We start from the raw sequence: 18,356 nt of genomic DNA on the forward strand, positions 1-18,356 counted from the left end.
CGAGCAAGGCGACGTTCGAGCTGTTCCGCGACAGCGCCGACGAGTACCGCTGGCGGCTCCGCCACGACAACGGCAACATCGTCGCCGACGGCGGCGAGGGGTACGCCGACAAGCGCGACGCCCGCTCGGGGATCGAGAGCGTCCAGCGGAACGCGCCGGGCGCGCACGTCGTCGACGCCTCTCGCGACGAGGAAGCGCCCGACGAGGGAGGCAGCGACGCGACGTTCGAGCTGTTCCGCGACAGCGCCGACGAGTACCGCTGGCGGCTCCGCCACGACAACGGCAACGTCATCGCCGACGGCGGACAGGGGTACGCCTCGAAGCAGAAGGCGAAACAGGGGCTCCGAAGCGTCAAGTCGAACGCGCCGGGCGCGGCCGTCGAGGAGACCGACGAGTAGCCGTCGCCGGTCGGCTCCCCTCCCCTGCCGGCCCGACCGCCCGCGGACCGCACCGCTTATTCGCCGGCCCTCACTACCTCGGGCCGACATGGACGCGCTCGACGCCAAGTACCCGTTCTTCGCGAGCGCCCGCGAGGCGGTCGCCGAGGCCGCGGTGTCGCTGCCGGAGCTCGTCGCGGCCGACGCGCCGGCCGTCGACCGCGCCCGCGAGCGCGTCGAGCGCGCCCTCCTCGAGGGGACCGTCGCCGCCGAGAGCGGCGAGTTCCCCGGCGAGTCGGCGTCCGACACGCAGGCGGAGCTGCTCTCGTACCCCATCGCGCGGATCCTCGTCTCGCTGCTCGACTCGGAGCCCGCCATCGAGAAGTACGCCGCCGCGGAGGCGTCGACCGCCATGGAGCGGGTCCGCCGCGACCTCGAAGCCGACGACGAGCTGCGGTCGGTGTCGGCCGCGACGGTCTCGCTCGACGACCTGCTCGCCGAGTTCGACCTCGCGGACGCCGTGCGCCCGGACGCGACCGCGCCGGCCGGCGTCCGCGGCGGAACGGCGAGCGGCGCGAGCGGGGGTGGCCCGACCGGGACCGGTGCCGGACGCGACCCCGACCACTACCGGATCGACGTCGGTCCGTACCTCCGGCTCACCTCCCCCGAGTGGGGCGACTCGTGGCGGCTCGTCAACCGCGCGCTCGCCGACGGCGCGGTGCGCGTCTCCCGCGAGGAGCTGCTCGCGGCGCTGGAGGCCGCCGTCGAGGCGCGGGTCGCCGAGGGGCTCCCCTTCGAGCTGGGCGCCGACGAGGAGATCGCCGCGGCGTTAGAGTCGCGCGTCGCCGACCTGCGGCGGCTGCTCTCCGAGCGGACGTACGCCGAGCCGCCGGACGTCGTCGCCCCCGCGCTGTTCCCGCCCTGTATGACGAACCTGATCGAGAAGGCCGAGCGCGACGCCGCGCTCTCCGCGGCGGAGTCGTTCGCGCTGATGGCGTTCCTCGTCGGCATCGGCATGACGCCCGACGAGGTCGTCGCCTTCTGCGCGGACACGAGCCTCGACGCCGAGGGGATCCGCTACCAGACCGAGTACCTGACCGACGACCGCGGCACCCAGTACCCGCCGCCGACCTGCGAGACGCTCGCGAACTACGGGATCTGCCACAACGAGGACGACCACATGCAGGTCGCGGCCGACCCCCTCTCGTACTACGAGAAGCGGGTGGCCGCCGCCGACGACGTGACCGACTGGCGGGACGGACGGGAAGGGGACGAGCAGAGCGAGGCGTGACCGCGACGAGAGAGAAAGAAGCTGCGACCGCCCGACGGGCTACGACTCGCCTTTCGCGCGCATCAGGTACGTCCCGACGCCGGCCATGAGCAGGACGAACCCGGCCAACAGCGCGACGAGCGCGATCGCTCCCGCCTCCGGGAGGACCGTCGACCCGCCGAAGGTGACCCCGATGGCGACCAGCCCGACGATGAACACCGCGGCCGCCGCCAGCGAGACCGCGATCTGCCGACGGAGCTCCGCGTCGATTTCCATGAGTGCGGCTTTCCGTCGCCGCTAAAAAAGGACTTCGATGGGCGCTCCGCCCGCCGGTCGCTCACGTCGCCAGGTGCGTGATGTCCCGCCGTAGGGTGTATCCGCGCGGCACGCCGACGATCTTCAGACACTCGCCGCACAGCACCCGCTCGTAGTCGCGGTTGGTCTCCTTCTCCAGCAGGGAGACGTCCGCGAGCGGGAACACCGACTCGCACCGGTCGCACTCCGCCTTGTCGCCGTCGACGATCTTCATCGCCTGCCCGTTTCCGCGATCGGTATATAAAATCGCTGACGGCGTTATCACTCCGGATACTGACGCGTCGCGAAAAATTCGTGGTCGGTCGACGCGGTTGGCGCCGGGGAGTCGTGCGCCGGCTCAGCCGAAGAGCTCGCCGAGCCCTTCGCCGCCGTCGCCCTCTTCCTCGTCGTCGTCGTCCGCCTCGTCGGCGGCCTCGGCCTCGTCGTCGTCATCGTCGTCGTCGTCCGCCTCGTCGGCTGCCTCGGCGTCCGCGGAGCCGCCCGCGGACGCGCCGGCGGCCGGGGCCGCGGCGGCCGTCTCGATGGCCTCCTCGATGTCGACGTCCTCCAGCGCGGCGACGAGCGCCTTGACGCGGGACTCCTCGACGTCGACGCCGGCGGCTTCCAGCACGCCGGTGACGTTGTCTTCGTTGATCTCTTCGCCAGTCTCGTTCAGGATGAGCGCAGCGTAAACGTATTCCATTGGTGTGTACCTCGTGTTATCCGAACATCGCGCCGAGTCCCTCGCCGCCGTCGTCGCCGTCGTCGTCGGCGTCGTCGTCGGTGTCGGCCGCCTCGGCGTCTTCCGTGTCTTCGTCCGCCTGTTCCTCCTCCTCGTCGGCGTCGTCGGCCGCCGGCTCCGGTGCCGGCGCGGCCTCGACGCCCTGGAGCTCCTCGGGGAGCGCCTCCTCGTCGTCGATCTGGGTCGCGAGCGCGCGCAGCTGGGCGTCGGCCTTTCCGATCAGGTCGGGCACGACGTCCGGGCTCTCGATCTCCGCGAACAGGCCGACGGACTTCGCCTCGCCGGACGCCTTCGCGAGGAGGGCGCCGGCGGTGGCGGCCGTCGGGTACGCGGCGTTGACGGAGAGGTTACGCGCGGCGGCCGCGGCGGACCGAATCTCCGCCTCGTACTCGTCGACGTCGAGTTCGAGCTCGTCCGGCTCGAAGAGGACGCCTTCGGAGTAGACGGCGCGCAGGTCCAAGCCGACCTCCTTGGGCTCGATGCCGAGCTCGACGAGGACGTTCGCGAGGTCGTCGTCGACGACCTCGCCCTCCTCCAGCACGGTCGAGTCCTCGGTCACCTTGATCGAGCCGTCCATGATGCGGGCGGACGCGCCCACGGTCTGGAGCTCGCCGACGAACGGTCCCGGGTCGACGCCGGTGTCGCCCTCGGGGATCACGATGTCGTTGGGGGCCACCTCGCCCGCGTTAATGGGGGCGGGGGTCTTCGAGGCTTCGAGCTGCTTGAAGAGGCCGAACGGGTTGTCGTTGGTGCCGACGAGCGCCACCTGGCCGCTGACGTACTCCGTCAGCTGCTCGACGCCGTCGTCGACCTCCTCGAGCGCTCGGTTCGTGAGCGTGTTGCGGCTCATGCGGACGGCGGCCGAGCCGTGGAGCTCCCGGCGCATGGCCTGGAGCTGCCGGCTCGGAATGCCGGCCACGCCGACGATCCCGACGGACTGGTAGGAGTCGATGAACTCGACGAGCTCGTCGACCTCCTCGCGCTTCCACTCCGGGATCGTCTCGGTCTTGCGGACCGAGCTCATACGGGCACCTCCTTCGCGGGACCCATCGTGGTCTTCACGTAGATCCCGTCGATGTTGAGCGGGCCCTTCTCGAGGTTCGCTTCGAGCCGCCGGACGATGACGTCGATGTTGTCCGAGATCGCGTCGGCGCCCATGTCCTCGGCGCCGACGCGGGTGTGGAACGTGCGCCGGTCGCGCGACCGGAGCTGCACCGTGTTCTTCATCCGGTTGACGGTCTCGACGATGTCGTCGTCCGGCTGTAGTGGGGTAGGCATCTTCCCGCGCGGACCGAGGACGGTACCGAGGTACCGGCCGATGTCCTGCATCAGGTTGGCCTCGGCGACGAAGAAGTCGGTATCGTCGGCCAGGTCCTTAGCGCGGTCGTCGTCGTCTCCTAACTCTTCGAGGTCGTCGCTGTCGAGCACTTCGTCAGCGACCTCCTCTGCGCGGACGGCGGTTTCGCCCTCCGCGAAGACGACGATCTGTGTCTCCTGCCCCGTTCCAGCCGGCAGCACGACGGACTCGTCGATACGGTTCGACGGATCGTTGAGGTCGAGGTCTCGCAGGTTGATCGCGATGTCCACGGTCTCGCGGAAGTTCCGCTCGGGCGCATCGTCGAGTGCGAGAGTTACGGCCTCTTGTATTGTGTCTGCCATTTTCACCTCCGTAGTACGCAGGTCGCTCCTACGGGTCAGTGAAACAGGCGAAGCCTGTCTCATCGGAGAGAGGTCCATCGGAGGTTTAAAAGCGTCGAACCGCCCCTCCCCGTGTGAACCGGCGACAGGGCCGCTCCGCGGCGGTCGCGGGGGCGAGCGGGGTCCCGTCGGTTCGCCGTCGGCTCCGGGGTTCGGTTCGTCGTCGCCACCGCCGCTGCGGTTCGACGCGCGTCGAAGCCGAAAACGTCGGATAGGGGAACCCTTTTGACGCCGCTGTCCGACCGACGAGGTAATGACTCAGGGTGGTCCGGCGTGACGATGGACGACCGCATCGAGGACCTCCGCGAGCGCCGCGAGCGCGCGGCAAAGGGCGGGGGCGAGGAACGGATCCAGTCGCAACACGACAAGGGGAAGATGACCGCCCGCGAGCGGATCGACTACTTCCTCGACGACGGGACCTTCCACGAGTTCGACCGGTTCCGGACCCACCGCAACCACACGTTCGGGATGGAGGAGAAGCAGATCCCGGGCGACGGCGTGGTGACCGGCTACGGCGAGGTGAACGGCCGGAAGACGTTCGTGTTCGCGCACGACTTCACCGTCTTCGGCGGGTCGCTCGGCGAGGTGTTCGCCGAGAAGGTGTGCAAGGTGATGGACAAGGCGATGGACGTGGGCGCGCCCGTCGTCGGCCTCAACGACTCCGCCGGCGCCCGGATCCAGGAGGGGGTCGCCTCGCTCGGCGGCTTCGCGGAGATCTTCCGGCGCAACACGGAGGCGTCCGGCGTCATCCCGCAGATCTCGGCGATCATGGGGCCGTGCGCCGGCGGCGCGGTGTACTCGCCCGCCATCACGGACTTCACGTTCATGGTGAAAGACACCTCGCACATGTTCATCACCGGGCCGGACGTGGTCGAGACGGTCACCGGCGAGGAGGTGAGCTTCGAGGAGCTCGGCGGCGCGGTCACCCACTCCTCGACCTCCGGCGTCGCGCACTTCGCCGAGGAGAGCGAGGAGGAGGCGCTCGACGACATCGCGCGGCTGCTCTCGTACCTCCCGGCGAACAACGTGGAGGACCCGCCGCGCGTCGAGCCGTGGGACGACCCCGAGCGCGCCGACGAGGAGCTGGAGTCGATCGTCCCCGACGCCCCCCGGAAGCCGTACGACATGAAGGACGTGATCGGCAGCGTCGTCGACGAGGGCTCCTTCTTCGAGGTGCACGAGAACTTCGCGAAGAACATCGTCGTCGGCTTCGCCCGGCTCGACGGCCACTCGATCGGCGTCGTCGCGAACAACCCCCGCGTGAACGCCGGCACGCTCGACATCGAGGCGAGCCAGAAGGGCGCGCGGTTCGTCCGCTTCTGCGACGCGTTCAACATCCCCATCCTCACCTTCGAGGACGTGCCCGGCTTCATGCCCGGCACCGACCAGGAGCACAACGGGATCATCCGCCACGGCGCGAAGCTGCTGTACGCCTTCTCGGAGGCGACGGTACCTCTCCTGACCGTCATCACCCGGAAGGCGTACGGCGGGGCCTACTGCGTGATGTCCTCGAAGCACATCGGCGGCGACGTCAACTACGCGTGGCCCACCTCGGAAATCGCAGTGATGGGACCGAAGGGCGCGGTCAACGTCCTCTACCGCGAGGAGCTGTCCGAGGCCGACGACCCCGACGCGCGCAGACAGGAGCTCATCGACGAGTACCGCGAGGAGTTCGCGAACCCCTACACCGCCGCGGACCGCGGCTTCGTCGACGACGTCATCGAGCCGACCGAGACGCGCGCCCGCCTCGTCGAGGACCTGAAGATGCTGAAGGGGAAGAGCACGGACCAGCCCGCGAAGAAGCACGGCAACATCCCGATCTGATGGCCGCAGAGGACGACTCCGCCGACACGGACGCGCCCGCCGACGGGGGGACCGCTGTGCCCACCGACGGGGCGACCCCCGCGCTCGCCGGCCTCTCGATCCCGGACGACGCCGGCGACGACGAGGCGGCCGCCATCGCCGCCGCGGTCGCGGCGCACGTCCGAGACGGCGAACTCGCTGCCGCGGCCGCCGCGAGCGACGGAGACGAGGGGCGCGACGAGGACCGCTGGGGGCTCGCCGGTCGGATCGATCGGCTCCACCGCCGTCGGGTGCGCGTCCCCGCCGACGCGCCTCCGGACCCGTGGACAGCGGTCGGTCGCAGCGACCGGTTCTGAGCCGCGGGCGCGCCGCGCTGATTCTGCCGACTCGGTCACGAGCAGCGTCGCTGATCGGGTAGTCGACACGTCGAACGGCGTCGCCGGACGCGGGGGCGCCCGGCCGCGTACATTCCCCCGACAGCGCGGCGTCGACCCGTCGCGCCGTCGACCCCGATCCGCCTCAGGGCGCGTCCGGAGATACGTCCGCTGACATATATAACTGTGGTAGTCACTCCCGCGGTCGCTCAGCGCGTCCCGTCGTCGCCGGCGTCCTCCCTCGCAGTCGCGGCGGCCGACTCGTCACCGTCGACGGGGTCACTCGGTCCGCTCCGGTCGCCGAGCAGTCGGTTGAGGACGACTGGGACGACGCCCACGAAGACGAGGAGCGCGCCGACCCGGACCGGAAGCGACGCGTCGGTCGCGACCGTGAGGCCGAGGTAGACGGCGGCGCCGACCAACACCGACGGCAGCACGTAGGGGTTTCCCGCGTCGAGCATACCTCATCGTGGCGTCCGCAGTCCTTTTAATTGTTTTCAGGCGCTAAGCCCGCTTTCTCAACGAACAACGCAGGCCGAAGACCGAGTCGCGTAGTATAGAGGGAATACAGCGTCTCCAGAAATTGGAGATCTCTAGAGTGTTAACGAATCGCAAAATGATTCGTTCACGCTGTTATCGTCTCACAAACACTCCGCGACGACTGGCCCGCAGCCCTCACCCCCGCAAACTACTTGTATGTAAATTACGTAAGTTATGATATGGCAACGCGAAAGACCATTTCCATCCGTGACGATCAAGAGGAGTGGATTCAGGACAATCACCTGAGCCTCTCCTCATTCGTCCAAGAGAAACTGGACGAACTCATCGAGGAACGAGAGTCATAGATGTACTACGGCTACAAGTATCGACTTAACCCACCGGAAGCCCTTACCGAGACGCTTCTACACCACGTCGATACTTGTAGGCAACTCTACAACCACGTCCTCTACAAACTCAACGAGACAGACGAGATTCCAGCACGTTACAAGGTACAGGGACAACTCCCCGACCTCAAATCGTGGTGGGATGACCTGAATGACGTTCACTCGAAAGTCCTCCAAATGGTCGTCAAGCGTGTCTACGACAACCTCTCTACGCTCCGTGCGCAGAAGGAGAACGGACGCGCCGTGGGGATGCTCAAGTGGAAACCGCCTCAGGAGTATCGGTCGCTCACCTACAACCAGTCCGGCTTCGAACTCAAGAATACGAGTGGTCGGCCTGTCTTGCGGTTGAGCAAAATCGGCGAGATCCCGATTCACCTCCACCGAGACATCCCCGAGAACGCGACCATTAAGCAGGTCACGGTCAAACAAGAGCCCACGGGCGAGTGGTACGCCACGTTCGGTATCGACGTGGACGAAGCTACGTCAGAGAAACCGGAGAATCCTAGGGATGTGGTGGGTATTGACGTAGGTATTGTCAAGTACGCTCACGACACGGACGGCACTGCTGTCGAGTCGCCAGACTTCTCCGACGAGCGTGAGCGGTTGGAACGCGCTCAACGCAACCTCTCGCGGAAGGAACGCGGCTCTAATAATTGGGAAGATCAGCGCGAGATGGTCGCTCGACGCCACGCCGACCTGAAACGCAAGCGTCGAGATTTCCTCCACAAATTGTCGAACTACTACGCCCGAGAGTACGACTTGGTGGCCGTCGAGGACTTGGACGCGAAGGGACTAATCGAACTACCGGGCAACTCTCGGAACCGTGCCGGGGCCTCGTGGGGAACGTTCCTGCGAATGCTCGAATACAAATGTGAGCGTGAGGGGACGCACTTCGTTGCCGTAGACCCCCGTGGAACGACGAAAGAATGCGCGTCATGCGGGACAGAGACGGACAAACCGCTGTGGGTGCGTGAGCATTCGTGCCCATCATGTGGGTTTGTGGCGGACAGAGACGCGAATGCGTCGTGGAACATTCTTTCTCGCGGACTCGACAAAGTAGGAGTGGGACACTCCGAATCACCGCCTGTGGAGACTGCGCTCCCTACGGACACCACTTCGGTGTCTGCAAAGCGCGTCGTGGAAACAGGAAGCCCCACCCTCAAGGAGCGAACCGCGTCAGCGGTAAGCGAGTAGGATGGAGTAGTTCACTCGTCTCGGCACGGACCGACAGAGTTTGGTAGCAGTTGGTGGAAGAACCGACAGGAATGTTCGATAAGGTTCTCGTGGCGAACCGCGGCGAGATCGCGGTCCGGGTGATGCGCGCCTGTGCGGAGCTGGGCGTCGACACCGTCGCCGTGTACAGCGACGCCGACAAGCACGGCGGCCACGTCCGGTACGCGGACGAGGCGTACAACGTCGGGCCCGCCCGCGCGGCCGACTCCTACCTCAACGGCGAGGCGGTCGTCGAGGCGGCGCGGTCGGCCGGCGCCGACGCGATCCACCCCGGGTACGGCTTCCTCGCGGAGAACGCCGACTTCGCGGCCCGCGTCGAGGCCGCAGAGGGGATCACGTGGATCGGCCCCGCGAGCGACGCGATGGAGCGGCTCGGGGAGAAGACGCACGCGCGACGCGTGATGGACGACGCCGACGTGCCGATCGTCCCCGGGACGACCGAGCCCGTCACCGACGTCGAGGCCGTCACGGAGTTCGGCGACGAGCACGGCTACCCGGTCGCGATCAAGGCCGAGGGCGGCGGCGGCGGCCGCGGGATGAAGGTCGTCGAGAGCGCCGACGAGGCCGAGGAGGCGCTCGAATCCGCAAAGCGCGAGGGCGAGGCGTACTTCTCGAACGACTCGGTGTACCTCGAGCGCTACCTCCAGACCCCCCGCCACGTCGAGGTCCAGATCGTCGCGGACGACCCGGCGGCCGCGGGGTCCGACGGCGGGAGCGGCGACGGGGACGCCTCGGTGACCGAGAGCGACGTGGTCCACCTCGGCGAGCGCGACTGCTCGCTCCAGCGCCGCCACCAGAAGGTGATCGAGGAGGGGCCCTCTCCCGCGCTCTCCGACGAGTTGCGCGAGGAGATCGGGGAGGCCGCTCGCCGGGGCGTCGCCGCCGCCGACTACTCCAACGCCGGGACGGTCGAGTTCCTCGTCGAGGAGGACCCCGACCGCGACCCGTCGGAGCCGCTCGGCCCGGAGACGCCGTTCTACTTCCTCGAAGTGAACACGCGGATCCAGGTCGAACACACCGTCACGGAGGAGTTGACGGGGATCGACATCGTCAAGGAGCAGCTCCGGGTCGCGAGCGGCGAGGGGCTCTCCGTCTCGCAGGACGACGTCGAGCTGGAGGACCACGCGATCGAGTTCCGGATCAACGCCGAGAACGCCGCGAACGAGTTCCAGCCCGCCAACGAGGGGTCGCTGGAGACGTACGACCCGCCGGGCGGGATCGGCGTGCGCGTCGACGACGCGCTCCGGCAGGGCGACGAGCTCGTCACCGACTACGACTCGATGATCGCGAAGCTGATAGTCTGGGCCCCGGACCGCGAGGAGTGTCTCGCGCGGTCGAAGCGCGCGCTCGCGGAGTACGACCTGGAGGGCGTCGTCACCATCGTCCCGTTCCACCGGCTCATGCTCGACGACGAGCGGTTCGTCGACGGGACGCACACCACGAAGTACCTCGACGAGGAGCTCGACCGCGAGCTGGTCGCCGAGGCGCAGGAGAAGTGGGGCACGGAGTCCGCTTCGGCCGCGTCGGACGACGACGAGGAGGTCACCGAGCGCGAGTTCACCGTCGAGGTGAACGGGAAGCGCTTCGACGTCGAGTTGGAGGAGCGCGGCGCGCCCGCGATTCCGGTCCCGGAAGGCGGCGCCGGCGGGGGCGGTGGCGGCCAGCAGCGCCCCCCGCAGGCGAAGCCGGACGACGGCGGGGACGACGGCGGCGTCGACGTCGCGGAGGGCGGCGAGTCGATCGACGCGGAGATGCAGGGGACGATCCTCTCGGTCGATGTCGCCGAGGGCGACGAGGTCGCCGCCGGCGACGTGGTCTGCGTCCTCGAGGCGATGAAGATGGAGAACGACGTGGTCGCCGAGCGCGGCGGCACCGTCGCGAGCGTCCACGTCGGCGAGGGCGACAGCGTCGACATGGGCGACGTGCTGATCGTGCTGGAGTGAGGTCGGAGTTCTCCGGACGTGGCTGTTTATAAATAGTGGACGGCGTTACGGTGAGACGTTCTGAGGCTTAGCTTTTCACTTGGCTTCGCTGAAATCCACAGTGAGTGACATACGTAGCTCTCTGCCGGTCAGTACAGACGTATCGACGGGCGATTTCGGGAGTGAGTATCGTAGATCGGCGGTGGCGGGAGTATATTTAAAACGCGATGAGAGATGGCGATGATCGCTTATAAAAGAACACCGCGGTGCGGTGGCGCGCCTGCGAGCGGCCGCCATCGGCGGCCGCGAGCCAGCCCGCGAGGGACGCCGCGAGCGGAGCGAGCGGCGAGGCTGGGGTGGTGTGAGGCTGCGGTCCCGTGAGCGACCGGAGGGAGCGAGCGGGAGTACGGAAGTCGCAGCCCGCGCAGCGAACGGAGTGAGCGAGCAGGACCGTCTTCCGGTGGTGCTGAGCGGTGCGGGGGAGGGACTCAAAGGGGCAGTCGCGAGGGCGAAGCACGCCGCAGTAAGCACCGCAGGGAGCGAGTGAAACGAGCGACTGAGGAGCACAGCAAGGCGCGCGAGCCGTCGCGACTGGGGCTTTGGAGATCATCATCCCAGCAGTCAATCACTTATAAACGGGCGACAGCAACACCGCGATCCTCTTTATAAACGGCCTCACTCACGATGTACTACACGTACTCCCGCTACCGATCAGGAAGCGAGCGCTTTTGCGGCTAATTCAGTCGCGCAACCCCGGCAGTTTCAAACGTAGAGTATTCTGTACAGAGAGCCTATCCAGCAATTCGTCGGACCGCGGTTCCGATGGTAAAGCCGAGCGTCCCCACGATCGCCGCGGCAACTGCGCTTCCGACGATGGCGTATCTGACGAGCCACAGCAGCCCAGGTTTGGCTCCGCTCAGTCCGATACCACCGTAGTTCAGGATGACGCCGGCGACCCCGGCGAACACGAGCAACCAACTCACCCCGAGCCCTCCGTTGGAGTACGCTTGGACCGCGACGAAGATCGTGAGCAGAACGGCGTACCCCTGCCACCACAGCAGCAAATGGATCTGGGGAAAGTCTACTATTCTCACCGCCGCGAAGTAGCAGAGCGACGCAACGAAGAGTATTCCAGCACCGATACTCCACCGTCTCGCTTGTTTTCGATCCTCGCCCAGTAGGAGGGTTCGCGTGTCAACGGGAACCATACACGATCCGTCTCTTCAGGCCTAGAACATTAAGAAATTGCGACGTGACTGATTCGCACTCCTCATCGACCGGCCGTTTCAGTCGAAAATAGGATCTCAGCGCAAACATTTGTTTATAAATAGATGCCGGGAAATCGGCCGCGAGGACCGCCAAAGCCTCAACCACTCGCTTATAAATAGCCGCTACCAGGCCGAAGGTGAGCACCGCCAAAGCCCCAGCCGCGAAGCCGCCGCACACTCGCTGCGCTCCTCGTTCGTTCGCTTCGCTCACTCACTTCGGTGCTTGCGTCGTCTGCGGCGGCTTCGCGCCTGCCCCTTTGAGTCCCACCCCGCACCGCACCTCTCACCTCCCCAGCCTCGTCAGTCGCCGTCGCTTCGCTCCGACGACTGACTCCCTCGCGCGTGCGACTCGCACCCTCCGGGCGCTCGTCGGCACGCGCCACCGCGTCGATCGTTTATAAGCAGTCGTCACCTTCCCCGTTCGCGCTTTTTAAATATCGTATCGCTGTCGAGGCTCGCGACGCGCACTCCCGTTATCGGCCGCGCAACCCCAGTAGCTCCCGCGTCTGATCGGGCGTCGCCACGGGCCGCCCCAGCTCCTCGGCGATCCGCGCCGCCCGCGCCACGAGCTGCTCGTTCGTCGCCAGCTCGCCCTTCTCGTAGTACCGGTTGTCCTCTAAGCCGACCCGGACGTGCCCCCCGAGCAGCAGCGACTGGGTCGTCATGGGAAGCTGATGCGGGCCGAATCCGATCACGTTGAACTCGACGCCCTCGGGGAGCGCCTCGACTCGATTAACGAGGTTCCGAGGATGCGGCGGGGTGGTGGTCCCGCCGCCGAACAGGAAGTTGAGGTACGGCGGGTCCTCGAGTTCGTCGAGGATCGCCAGCGACTCGTTGAGGTGGCCGTCGTTGAACACCTCCAGCTCGGGCTTGATGCCCCGCTCGTTCATCTCCGCGTGGAGCGACGACACCAGCTCCCGGGTGTTCTCCGATGTGAGCCGGTCGTAGCGGTTGAGCGGCCCCATGTCGAGCGACGCCATCTCGGGGGCGGGGTCGGTCCGCAGGGGTTCGTGCCGCAGGGCGTCCGGCGCCGCCGTCCCGCCCGTCGAATGCTGGAGGACCGCGTCGTCGGTCGCCTCGCGGACCGCGTCCGCGACTTCCTGAAAGCGCTCGGCCGAGAAGGCGCGCTCCCCGTTGTCGCGGCGCGCGTGGAGGTGGAGCACGCTCGCGCCCGCCTCCTCGCAGGCCGCCGCGGCCGCCGCGATCTCCGCGGGCGTCTCCGGGAGGTCCGGGTGCGCCTCCTTCCCGTGGACGCCGCCCGTGAGCGCCGCGGTGATGACCGCCGGCTTCCCGTCGAGGTAGTCGTCGTACGTCATTCCGCCCCGTCGCCCCCGCGGTCGGCGTCCTCGTCCTCCGCCGCCTCGGACTCGGGATCCACGTAGAACTCGCAGTCCGTCGCGGGGTCGAGGTCGTACCGCGCGTTACAGACGTCCGCGCGCATGGGCTGGACGAACGACTCCGTCACGGTACAGAACGCGCGGGCCGTGTCGAACGACTTCCCGTCTCCCTCCTCGCGATACGACAGGTGCTGGCACGTCTCGTCCATGGCGGACGGAGGCGGGCGAGCGGCTTGAAACCACGCGTCGGAAGTTTCGCCCCCGTCCGGCGCGGCCCGCGCCGGCCCGCCCCGATCCGACCGACGCTGTTTAACCGAACGCCCGAGAACGGGCGGGCATGGAGCCGGTCGACGACTGGCGGTCGGCGATCGAGGAGGCCGGGGAGCTGACCGGCCCGATCGCGGCGGCCATCGTCGAGGCCCACGGCGACCGCGGCCAGCGCGCCATCGAGGCGGTCGGCGAGGGGCGCGTGAAGCGCTACCGCGACTTCACCGTCGTCGTCGGCCACGAGGACGAGTACGTGGTCGAAGAGGGCGAGTGTAACTGCGCGGACGCGACGTACAACCTCGACGCGGACGACCCCGACGACCGCTGCTGGCACGCGATCGCGGTCGACGTGGCGGACGCGCTCGACGCCGTCGACCACCACGACATGTGGTACTCCGAGGTCCGCGAGTTCCTGTAGGGCCGGTCGGCGCGAGCCCCGCCGGGGTCGCCGCGCGTCGGTCCGATCGAGGTAGCCGCCGCTCGACCGCGTGAATCGGCCGTTTTCGTAAATCTCGGTCTGAGAGTCGAAAACGTTTACAACGGCGGCCGGTCTCCCCTACGGTATGGCGGACTGTCCACTCGCCGACGACTGCCCCAGCTTCGACGAACGGATCCAGGGGATGGGGTGTCAACACTACGGCAACAAAGGCGGCGCGGAGTGGTGTAACCACTACGACATGCCGATCTACGAGCTGAAACAGCAGCCGGTCCAGCCCGGCGAGGCGGTCGTCGTCGAGGTCGACGACATCCACGAGAGCGGTGCCGGCGTCGGCCGCACCGACGACGGGTTCATCGTCCTCGTCGACGGCCTCCTCCCCCCGGCGCGCGCCGAGGTCAAGATCCACCGCGTGAAGTCCAGTCACGCGACGGCCCAAGAGGTGGTCGAGCGCCTCCCCGACGACCCGGAAGCGGAGGAGGGGGACGACGAGGCCGCCGAGGGCGACGCGGCGGACGACGAGGACGACGAGCGCGGTCGCCCGGACCGCACGGACCGCGAACGGCTCGGCAGCCGCGAGAACTTCTGGGGCAAGTGACGGCGTCTCGGGGGAGCCCCGCCCCACGGACAGTCCGGACGCCGTCGATTTTCCGACCGACACGACCCCGCGGGAAACCGCCGTTTTTTGAGCGACCGGCCCGTCGGTGACCACATGGCCGCAGACGACGGGCGACCCGACCCCGCGGACGTCGACGCCGACTCGATCTTAGAGCGAGCCGGCTTCGACGCCGACGAGAGCGTGCTCACCCGTCGGCAGGCGGAGGTGCTGGCGCTCCGCGAGCGCGGGCTCCGGCAGTCGGACATCGCGGACCGGCTCGGCACCTCGCGCGCGAACGTCTCCAGCGTCGAGGCGAGCGCCCGCGACAACGTCGAGCGCGCCCGCGAAACGGTCGCGTTCGCGGAGGCGCTGTCGGCGCCGGTCCGCGTCGAGATCGAGACCGGCACCGACCTCTACGACGCGCCCAAGCGGGTGTACGACGCCTGCGACGAGGCGGGCGTGAAGGTGAACCAGACCGCGCCCGAGCTGATGAAGACGATCGGCGACCGCGCGGGCGACGCGGTCCGCGGCCGCGAGGTCCGCAGCCGACTCTTCGTCACGGTCGCAGCGGACGGACAGATCCGCGTCCGGCGGCCGTAAGACGAGGTTTCAAGCCCCTCCCGCGCTACTCCCCGTCGATCCGCTCCGCGACGCCGACGAGCGTCGCGCCCGCGGTGACGGTCGCCTCCCGGGCGACCGAGTACGCGATCCCGTCGCGGTCGGCGCGCGCGACCTGGAGCGTCTCGAACGTCGTCGGGTCGAACACCTCGCCGACCCGCTCGCCCTCGCGCACCCGGTCGCCGACCGCGAGGTCGGGCTCGGGGACGAACAGCCCGGAGTCGTCGGCGATCACGCGCCCGAGGTGGTTGCGCGCGACGACGCCGTCCCACGCGTCGGGCTCGCCCGCCAGGAGCCCCTCGTGCCGCAGCGCGCCGAGGGTTCCAGCCACGCCGGCCTCGACCGCCTCCGGGACGATCTCCTTGCTGTGCGCGAGTTCGGGCGTGATCGTCGGGATCCCCTCGCGCGTGGCGGCGACCCGGAGCTTCCCGGCGAACCCCCGCTCGTCCCACTCGGTGTCCGCGTCGTCGCCCGCGGCCTCCGCGAGCAGGAGGTCCGTGCCGAACGCCTCCGCGAGCCCGCGGCAGGCCCCGTCGCCGCGCATGTACACCGTATGCGTCGCCATCGACGGCGACCCCGTGTGGAGGTCGACGACCGCGTCCGCCGCGCCCGCGAACGCCCAGAGTCGGGCCGCCATCCGCTCGTGGAGCGACCCCTCCGGGTCGCCGGGCCAGCAGCGGTTCATGTTCGGCTGCCGCGAGTCGAGCGACTCCGGCGTCGTGTACGAGACGTGGTCGAAGGTGAGCGGGTCGGCGACGGGCACCGTCACGAGCGTGCCGGCGAGGTCGGCGGCCGTCGGACCGTGTCCGTGCCCCGTTTCGTCCCCGTCGACGGGATCGGCTCCGTCTCCGACGAGTCGCTCGTGGAGCCGCCTGAGGACCGCGGTCCCGTTCACCTCTCTCCCGTGCTGGGCGGCCTGCGCGTACACCACGGGCGCGTCGTCGGGCGCGTCGAGTTCGGGACCGTCGTCGCCGTCGACGAGTTCGCCCTCGCCGTACGCGTGGACCGTCGTCCGGATCGGCACGCCGGAGGGGAGCCGCGCGAGCGTCAGCTCTCTGCTGGTGTGCATAGTTCGGATCGGGGCGGATCGGGGTTATACCTCGGGGGTGCCGTCGCGACGCGGCCGGGCTGCGCTCGCGACGCGGCCGGAGCGCGCTCGCGGCGCTCCCCGGATCCCGCCGCTCCCGACCGCGGACGCTAAGGCCGTGGCCCGCCGAGCGCGTCCCATGCGGGTCACCCTCCTCGGGACGGGCGACACGACGGGGACGCCGACGGTCGGCTGCGACTGCGACACCTGCGAGGCGGCCCGCGAGCGCGGGGTGTCGCGGTCGCGCTTCTCCGTCCACGTCGCCAACGAGCGCACCGGCGAGTCGCTGCTCGTCGACTTCAGTCCCGACTTCAGACAGCAGTTCCTCGCGGCCGACGTCCCCCTCCCGGACGCCGGGCTCGTGACGCACATCCACTTCGACCACCTCGACGGGCTGGGGAACGTTTACCGGCTCGTCGACGGGCTCCCGGTCCACGCGCCCTCGGAGACCGACCCCGCGACCGACGAGAGCGTCGCGGAGACGATCCGCGACAAGTACGACTACCTCGAGGACCGGATCGGCGTCCACGCCCGCGACCCCTTCGAGCCGTTCGAGACCTGCGGGTTCGAGGTGCGGTTCGTTCCCGTCGATCACCCGCCGCTGCTGTGTTACGGCGTCGTGATCGAGGATCCGGAAACGGGCGCGAAGCTCTCGCTCACCGGCGACACCAGTTACGACGTCCCCGAGCGCTCCCGCGAGGCGCTCGCCGGCGCGGACCTGCTGCTCGCCGACGCCATCGTCCCCGCCTCGCTGTGCGAGCACCACCCGATCGGCGGCCGCCACGAGGGGCCGGACGGCGTCCCGCGGACGTTCGGCACGAAACACATGACTCGGGAGGGGGCGCTCGCGCTCGCCGAGGACCTCGACGCCGACCGGACGCGGCTCGTCCACCTCGCGCACTTCTACCCCGCCGACGAGGCGTTCGAGGAGCCGCTGGCGGTCGACGGCGAGACCTACGAGCTGTAGCCCGCGCGACGACCGGCCGCGGGCTGTATCCTTTTGCCTCGGTAGCGCGTACCACGCGTAGATGGCCGCCCAGGATCGCCTCCGGACCGCGCTCGACCGCCTGGAGCCGCCGCCGCGCGCGGTCGACTGGTCGCTGTTCGCGTTCGTCGTCGCCGAGGCGGGCACCGGCCTGGTCTCGTTCACCGTCGGCGTCCCCGAGGGGTGGCCCCTCTTCTGGCTCCACCGCGCGCTCGGGCTCGGGATCGTCGCGCTGCTCGGGTGGAAGCTCGCGCGGGTCCGCCGACGGCTCACCGACCCGACCCTGTGGCAGCGGTCGACCGCGCTCTCCGTCCTGACGCTCGTCGCCGCGCTCGGCGCGATCGGGACCGGCGTCGCGTGGGTGTTCGGGCTCGACGTACGGGTCTCGTACTGGACGCTGCTGTCCGTTCACGTCGGGTTCGGGCTCGCCTTGGTGCCGCTCGTGGCCGCGCACGCCGCCACCCGGTTCCGGCTCCCGCGCCGCGTCGACTTCGAGCGCCGGCGGACCGCGGTCCGCTACTTCGCGCTGCTCGCCGCGGGCGGCGCGACCTACCGGCTCCAGCAGGGGGTCAACGACGCGCTCGACACCGCGGGCGCCGACCGCCGATTCACCGGGTCACAGCCCCGCGAGGGGGACGGAAACGGGGCGTTCCCGATCACCTCGTGGGTCGCCGACGACCCCGACCCGATCGACCGCGACGACTACCGGTTGACCGTCGACGGCCTCGTGAGCGACCCCGTCGAACTGACGGCGGACGAGCTGGCGGCGGGCCACGAGACGGAGGCGCTGCTCGACTGTACCAGCGGCTGGTACACGGTCCAAGAGTGGGGCGGGACCCGGGTCGGCGAGCTCCTCGAGGCGGCCGGCGAACTCGACGACGACGCGGCCTACGTCCGGTTCACGTCCGTCACCGGCTACCGCTGGAGCCTCCCGATCCAGGAGGCCGAGGACGCCCTGCTCGCGACCCACGTCGGCGGCGAGCGGCTGAGCCACGGCCACGGCGCGCCCGCCCGACTCGTCGCGCCCGACCGGCGCGGGTTCCAGTGGGTGAAGTGGGTGACGCGCGTGGAGGTCCGGTCGGAATACGACCTCGGACAGTGGGTGGTGACGCTCGTGAGCGGGTTCGAGTGACCGCGCTCGCCGCCAACGGGAACGCGCGGCG

22 protein-coding genes are annotated in these 18,356 nt (G+C 68.9%); 12 read left to right on the top strand and 10 right to left on the bottom strand.

The window, feature by feature from the left end:
* Both AC4NMM_RS01440 and AC4NMM_RS01445 read left to right on the top strand, forming a co-directional pair.
* The coding region (locus AC4NMM_RS01440) for an HVO_2922 family protein (RefSeq protein WP_491923349.1) at positions 1-398 on the top strand (398 nt) is incomplete at its 5' end.
* A gap of 88 nt (positions 399-486) precedes the next feature.
* Positions 487-1,668 carry a DNA primase gene (locus AC4NMM_RS01445; RefSeq protein WP_491923350.1) on the top strand — a complete coding sequence of 394 codons (1,182 nt, stop codon included), beginning with the start codon at positions 487-489 and terminating at the stop codon, positions 1,666-1,668.
* A gap of 39 nt (positions 1,669-1,707) precedes the next feature.
* On the opposite strand, the gene AC4NMM_RS01450 is transcribed toward AC4NMM_RS01445, so the two are convergent.
* The 5 genes from AC4NMM_RS01450 to AC4NMM_RS01470 all read right to left on the bottom strand — a co-directional run bounded on the left by AC4NMM_RS01450 (position 1,708) and on the right by AC4NMM_RS01470 (position 4,342).
* Positions 1,708-1,923 carry a DUF7472 family protein gene (locus AC4NMM_RS01450; protein WP_096394406.1) on the bottom strand — a complete coding sequence of 72 codons (216 nt, stop codon included), beginning with the start codon at positions 1,921-1,923 and terminating at the stop codon, positions 1,708-1,710.
* A 61-nt stretch (positions 1,924-1,984) separates the two neighbouring features.
* The gene (locus AC4NMM_RS01455) at positions 1,985-2,176 is read right to left on the bottom strand and encodes a hypothetical protein (RefSeq protein WP_096394407.1); all 192 of its coding nucleotides are present in this window, start codon (positions 2,174-2,176) and stop codon (positions 1,985-1,987) included.
* Between the two features lie 123 nt (positions 2,177-2,299).
* On the bottom strand, positions 2,300-2,644 hold the full coding sequence (gene rpl12p / locus AC4NMM_RS01460) for a 50S ribosomal protein P1 (RefSeq protein ID WP_096394408.1): 345 nt from the start codon (positions 2,642-2,644) through the stop codon (positions 2,300-2,302).
* A 16-nt stretch (positions 2,645-2,660) separates the two neighbouring features.
* Complete coding sequence (locus AC4NMM_RS01465) at positions 2,661-3,707, bottom strand: 50S ribosomal protein L10 (protein ID WP_491923351.1); 1,047 nt, start codon at positions 3,705-3,707, stop codon at positions 2,661-2,663.
* Positions 3,704-4,342 (bottom strand): 50S ribosomal protein L1, encoded by a 639-nt coding sequence (locus tag AC4NMM_RS01470; RefSeq protein ID WP_096394410.1) that lies wholly within the window; start codon positions 4,340-4,342, stop codon positions 3,704-3,706. Before AC4NMM_RS01470 ends, AC4NMM_RS01465 begins: the two co-directional genes overlap by 4 nt.
* A gap of 318 nt (positions 4,343-4,660) precedes the next feature.
* Here AC4NMM_RS01470 and AC4NMM_RS01475 point away from each other — a divergent pair, with 318 nt between their 5' ends.
* Together AC4NMM_RS01475 and AC4NMM_RS01480 are read left to right on the top strand one after the other, a co-directional pair.
* Positions 4,661-6,205, top strand: a complete 1,545-nt coding sequence (locus AC4NMM_RS01475; protein WP_096394411.1) for an acyl-CoA carboxylase subunit beta — start codon at positions 4,661-4,663, stop codon at positions 6,203-6,205.
* Positions 6,205-6,540, top strand: coding sequence for a DUF8022 family protein (locus tag AC4NMM_RS01480; protein WP_231899163.1), 336 nt, complete (start codon positions 6,205-6,207; stop codon positions 6,538-6,540). The genes AC4NMM_RS01475 and AC4NMM_RS01480 overlap by 1 nt, the downstream gene beginning before the upstream one ends.
* 227 nt (positions 6,541-6,767) lie before the next feature.
* On the opposite strand, the gene AC4NMM_RS01485 is transcribed toward AC4NMM_RS01480, so the two are convergent.
* On the bottom strand, positions 6,768-7,019 hold the full coding sequence (locus AC4NMM_RS01485; protein ID WP_491923352.1) for a DUF7987 family protein: 252 nt from the start codon (positions 7,017-7,019) through the stop codon (positions 6,768-6,770).
* A 258-nt stretch (positions 7,020-7,277) separates the two neighbouring features.
* Here AC4NMM_RS01485 and AC4NMM_RS01490 point away from each other — a divergent pair, with 258 nt between their 5' ends.
* From AC4NMM_RS01490 to AC4NMM_RS01500, 3 genes are all read left to right on the top strand, one after another.
* The gene (locus tag AC4NMM_RS01490) at positions 7,278-7,403 is read left to right on the top strand and encodes a hypothetical protein (RefSeq protein WP_004597641.1); all 126 of its coding nucleotides are present in this window, start codon (positions 7,278-7,280) and stop codon (positions 7,401-7,403) included.
* The gene (locus AC4NMM_RS01495) at positions 7,404-8,636 is read left to right on the top strand and encodes an RNA-guided endonuclease InsQ/TnpB family protein (protein WP_096394413.1); all 1,233 of its coding nucleotides are present in this window, start codon (positions 7,404-7,406) and stop codon (positions 8,634-8,636) included.
* Positions 8,637-8,707: 71 nt separating this feature from the next.
* Positions 8,708-10,618 (top strand): acetyl-CoA carboxylase biotin carboxylase subunit, encoded by a 1,911-nt coding sequence (locus AC4NMM_RS01500; protein WP_491923353.1) that lies wholly within the window; start codon positions 8,708-8,710, stop codon positions 10,616-10,618.
* A gap of 770 nt (positions 10,619-11,388) precedes the next feature.
* Here the strand turns inward: AC4NMM_RS01500 and AC4NMM_RS01505 are convergent.
* The 3 genes from AC4NMM_RS01505 to AC4NMM_RS01515 all read right to left on the bottom strand — a co-directional run bounded on the left by AC4NMM_RS01505 (position 11,389) and on the right by AC4NMM_RS01515 (position 13,411).
* Entirely contained in the window at positions 11,389-11,805 is a 417-nt protein-coding gene (locus AC4NMM_RS01505; RefSeq protein WP_491923354.1) for a hypothetical protein, read from the bottom strand.
* A 533-nt stretch (positions 11,806-12,338) separates the two neighbouring features.
* A complete protein-coding gene (locus AC4NMM_RS01510; protein ID WP_491923355.1) occupies positions 12,339-13,181 on the bottom strand; it encodes a beta-keto acid cleavage family enzyme in 843 nt (280 codons plus the stop codon).
* Positions 13,178-13,411 (bottom strand): hypothetical protein, encoded by a 234-nt coding sequence (locus AC4NMM_RS01515; protein ID WP_491923356.1) that lies wholly within the window; start codon positions 13,409-13,411, stop codon positions 13,178-13,180. Before AC4NMM_RS01515 ends, AC4NMM_RS01510 begins: the two co-directional genes overlap by 4 nt.
* Before the next feature lie 128 nt (positions 13,412-13,539).
* Here AC4NMM_RS01515 and AC4NMM_RS01520 point away from each other — a divergent pair, with 128 nt between their 5' ends.
* The 3 genes from AC4NMM_RS01520 to AC4NMM_RS01530 all read left to right on the top strand — a co-directional run bounded on the left by AC4NMM_RS01520 (position 13,540) and on the right by AC4NMM_RS01530 (position 15,103).
* The gene (locus AC4NMM_RS01520; protein ID WP_096394418.1) at positions 13,540-13,887 is read left to right on the top strand and encodes a hypothetical protein; all 348 of its coding nucleotides are present in this window, start codon (positions 13,540-13,542) and stop codon (positions 13,885-13,887) included.
* Between the two features lie 145 nt (positions 13,888-14,032).
* The gene (locus AC4NMM_RS01525; RefSeq protein WP_096394419.1) at positions 14,033-14,503 is read left to right on the top strand and encodes a TRAM domain-containing protein; all 471 of its coding nucleotides are present in this window, start codon (positions 14,033-14,035) and stop codon (positions 14,501-14,503) included.
* A 114-nt stretch (positions 14,504-14,617) separates the two neighbouring features.
* Complete coding sequence (locus AC4NMM_RS01530) at positions 14,618-15,103, top strand: Tfx family DNA-binding protein (protein WP_096394420.1); 486 nt, start codon at positions 14,618-14,620, stop codon at positions 15,101-15,103.
* Between the two features lie 25 nt (positions 15,104-15,128).
* On the opposite strand, the gene AC4NMM_RS01535 is transcribed toward AC4NMM_RS01530, so the two are convergent.
* The gene (locus AC4NMM_RS01535) at positions 15,129-16,190 is read right to left on the bottom strand and encodes a succinylglutamate desuccinylase/aspartoacylase family protein (protein WP_491923357.1); all 1,062 of its coding nucleotides are present in this window, start codon (positions 16,188-16,190) and stop codon (positions 15,129-15,131) included.
* A gap of 157 nt (positions 16,191-16,347) precedes the next feature.
* Here AC4NMM_RS01535 and AC4NMM_RS01540 point away from each other — a divergent pair, with 157 nt between their 5' ends.
* The gene (locus AC4NMM_RS01540) at positions 16,348-17,175 is read left to right on the top strand and encodes an MBL fold metallo-hydrolase (RefSeq protein WP_096394422.1); all 828 of its coding nucleotides are present in this window, start codon (positions 16,348-16,350) and stop codon (positions 17,173-17,175) included.
* Between the two features lie 61 nt (positions 17,176-17,236).
* Positions 17,237-18,325, top strand: coding sequence for a molybdopterin-dependent oxidoreductase (locus AC4NMM_RS01545; protein ID WP_491923358.1), 1,089 nt, complete (start codon positions 17,237-17,239; stop codon positions 18,323-18,325).
* The last annotated feature ends 31 nt before the right edge of the window (positions 18,326-18,356 follow it).

Source organism: Halorubrum sp. SD41 (assembly GCF_058630335.1).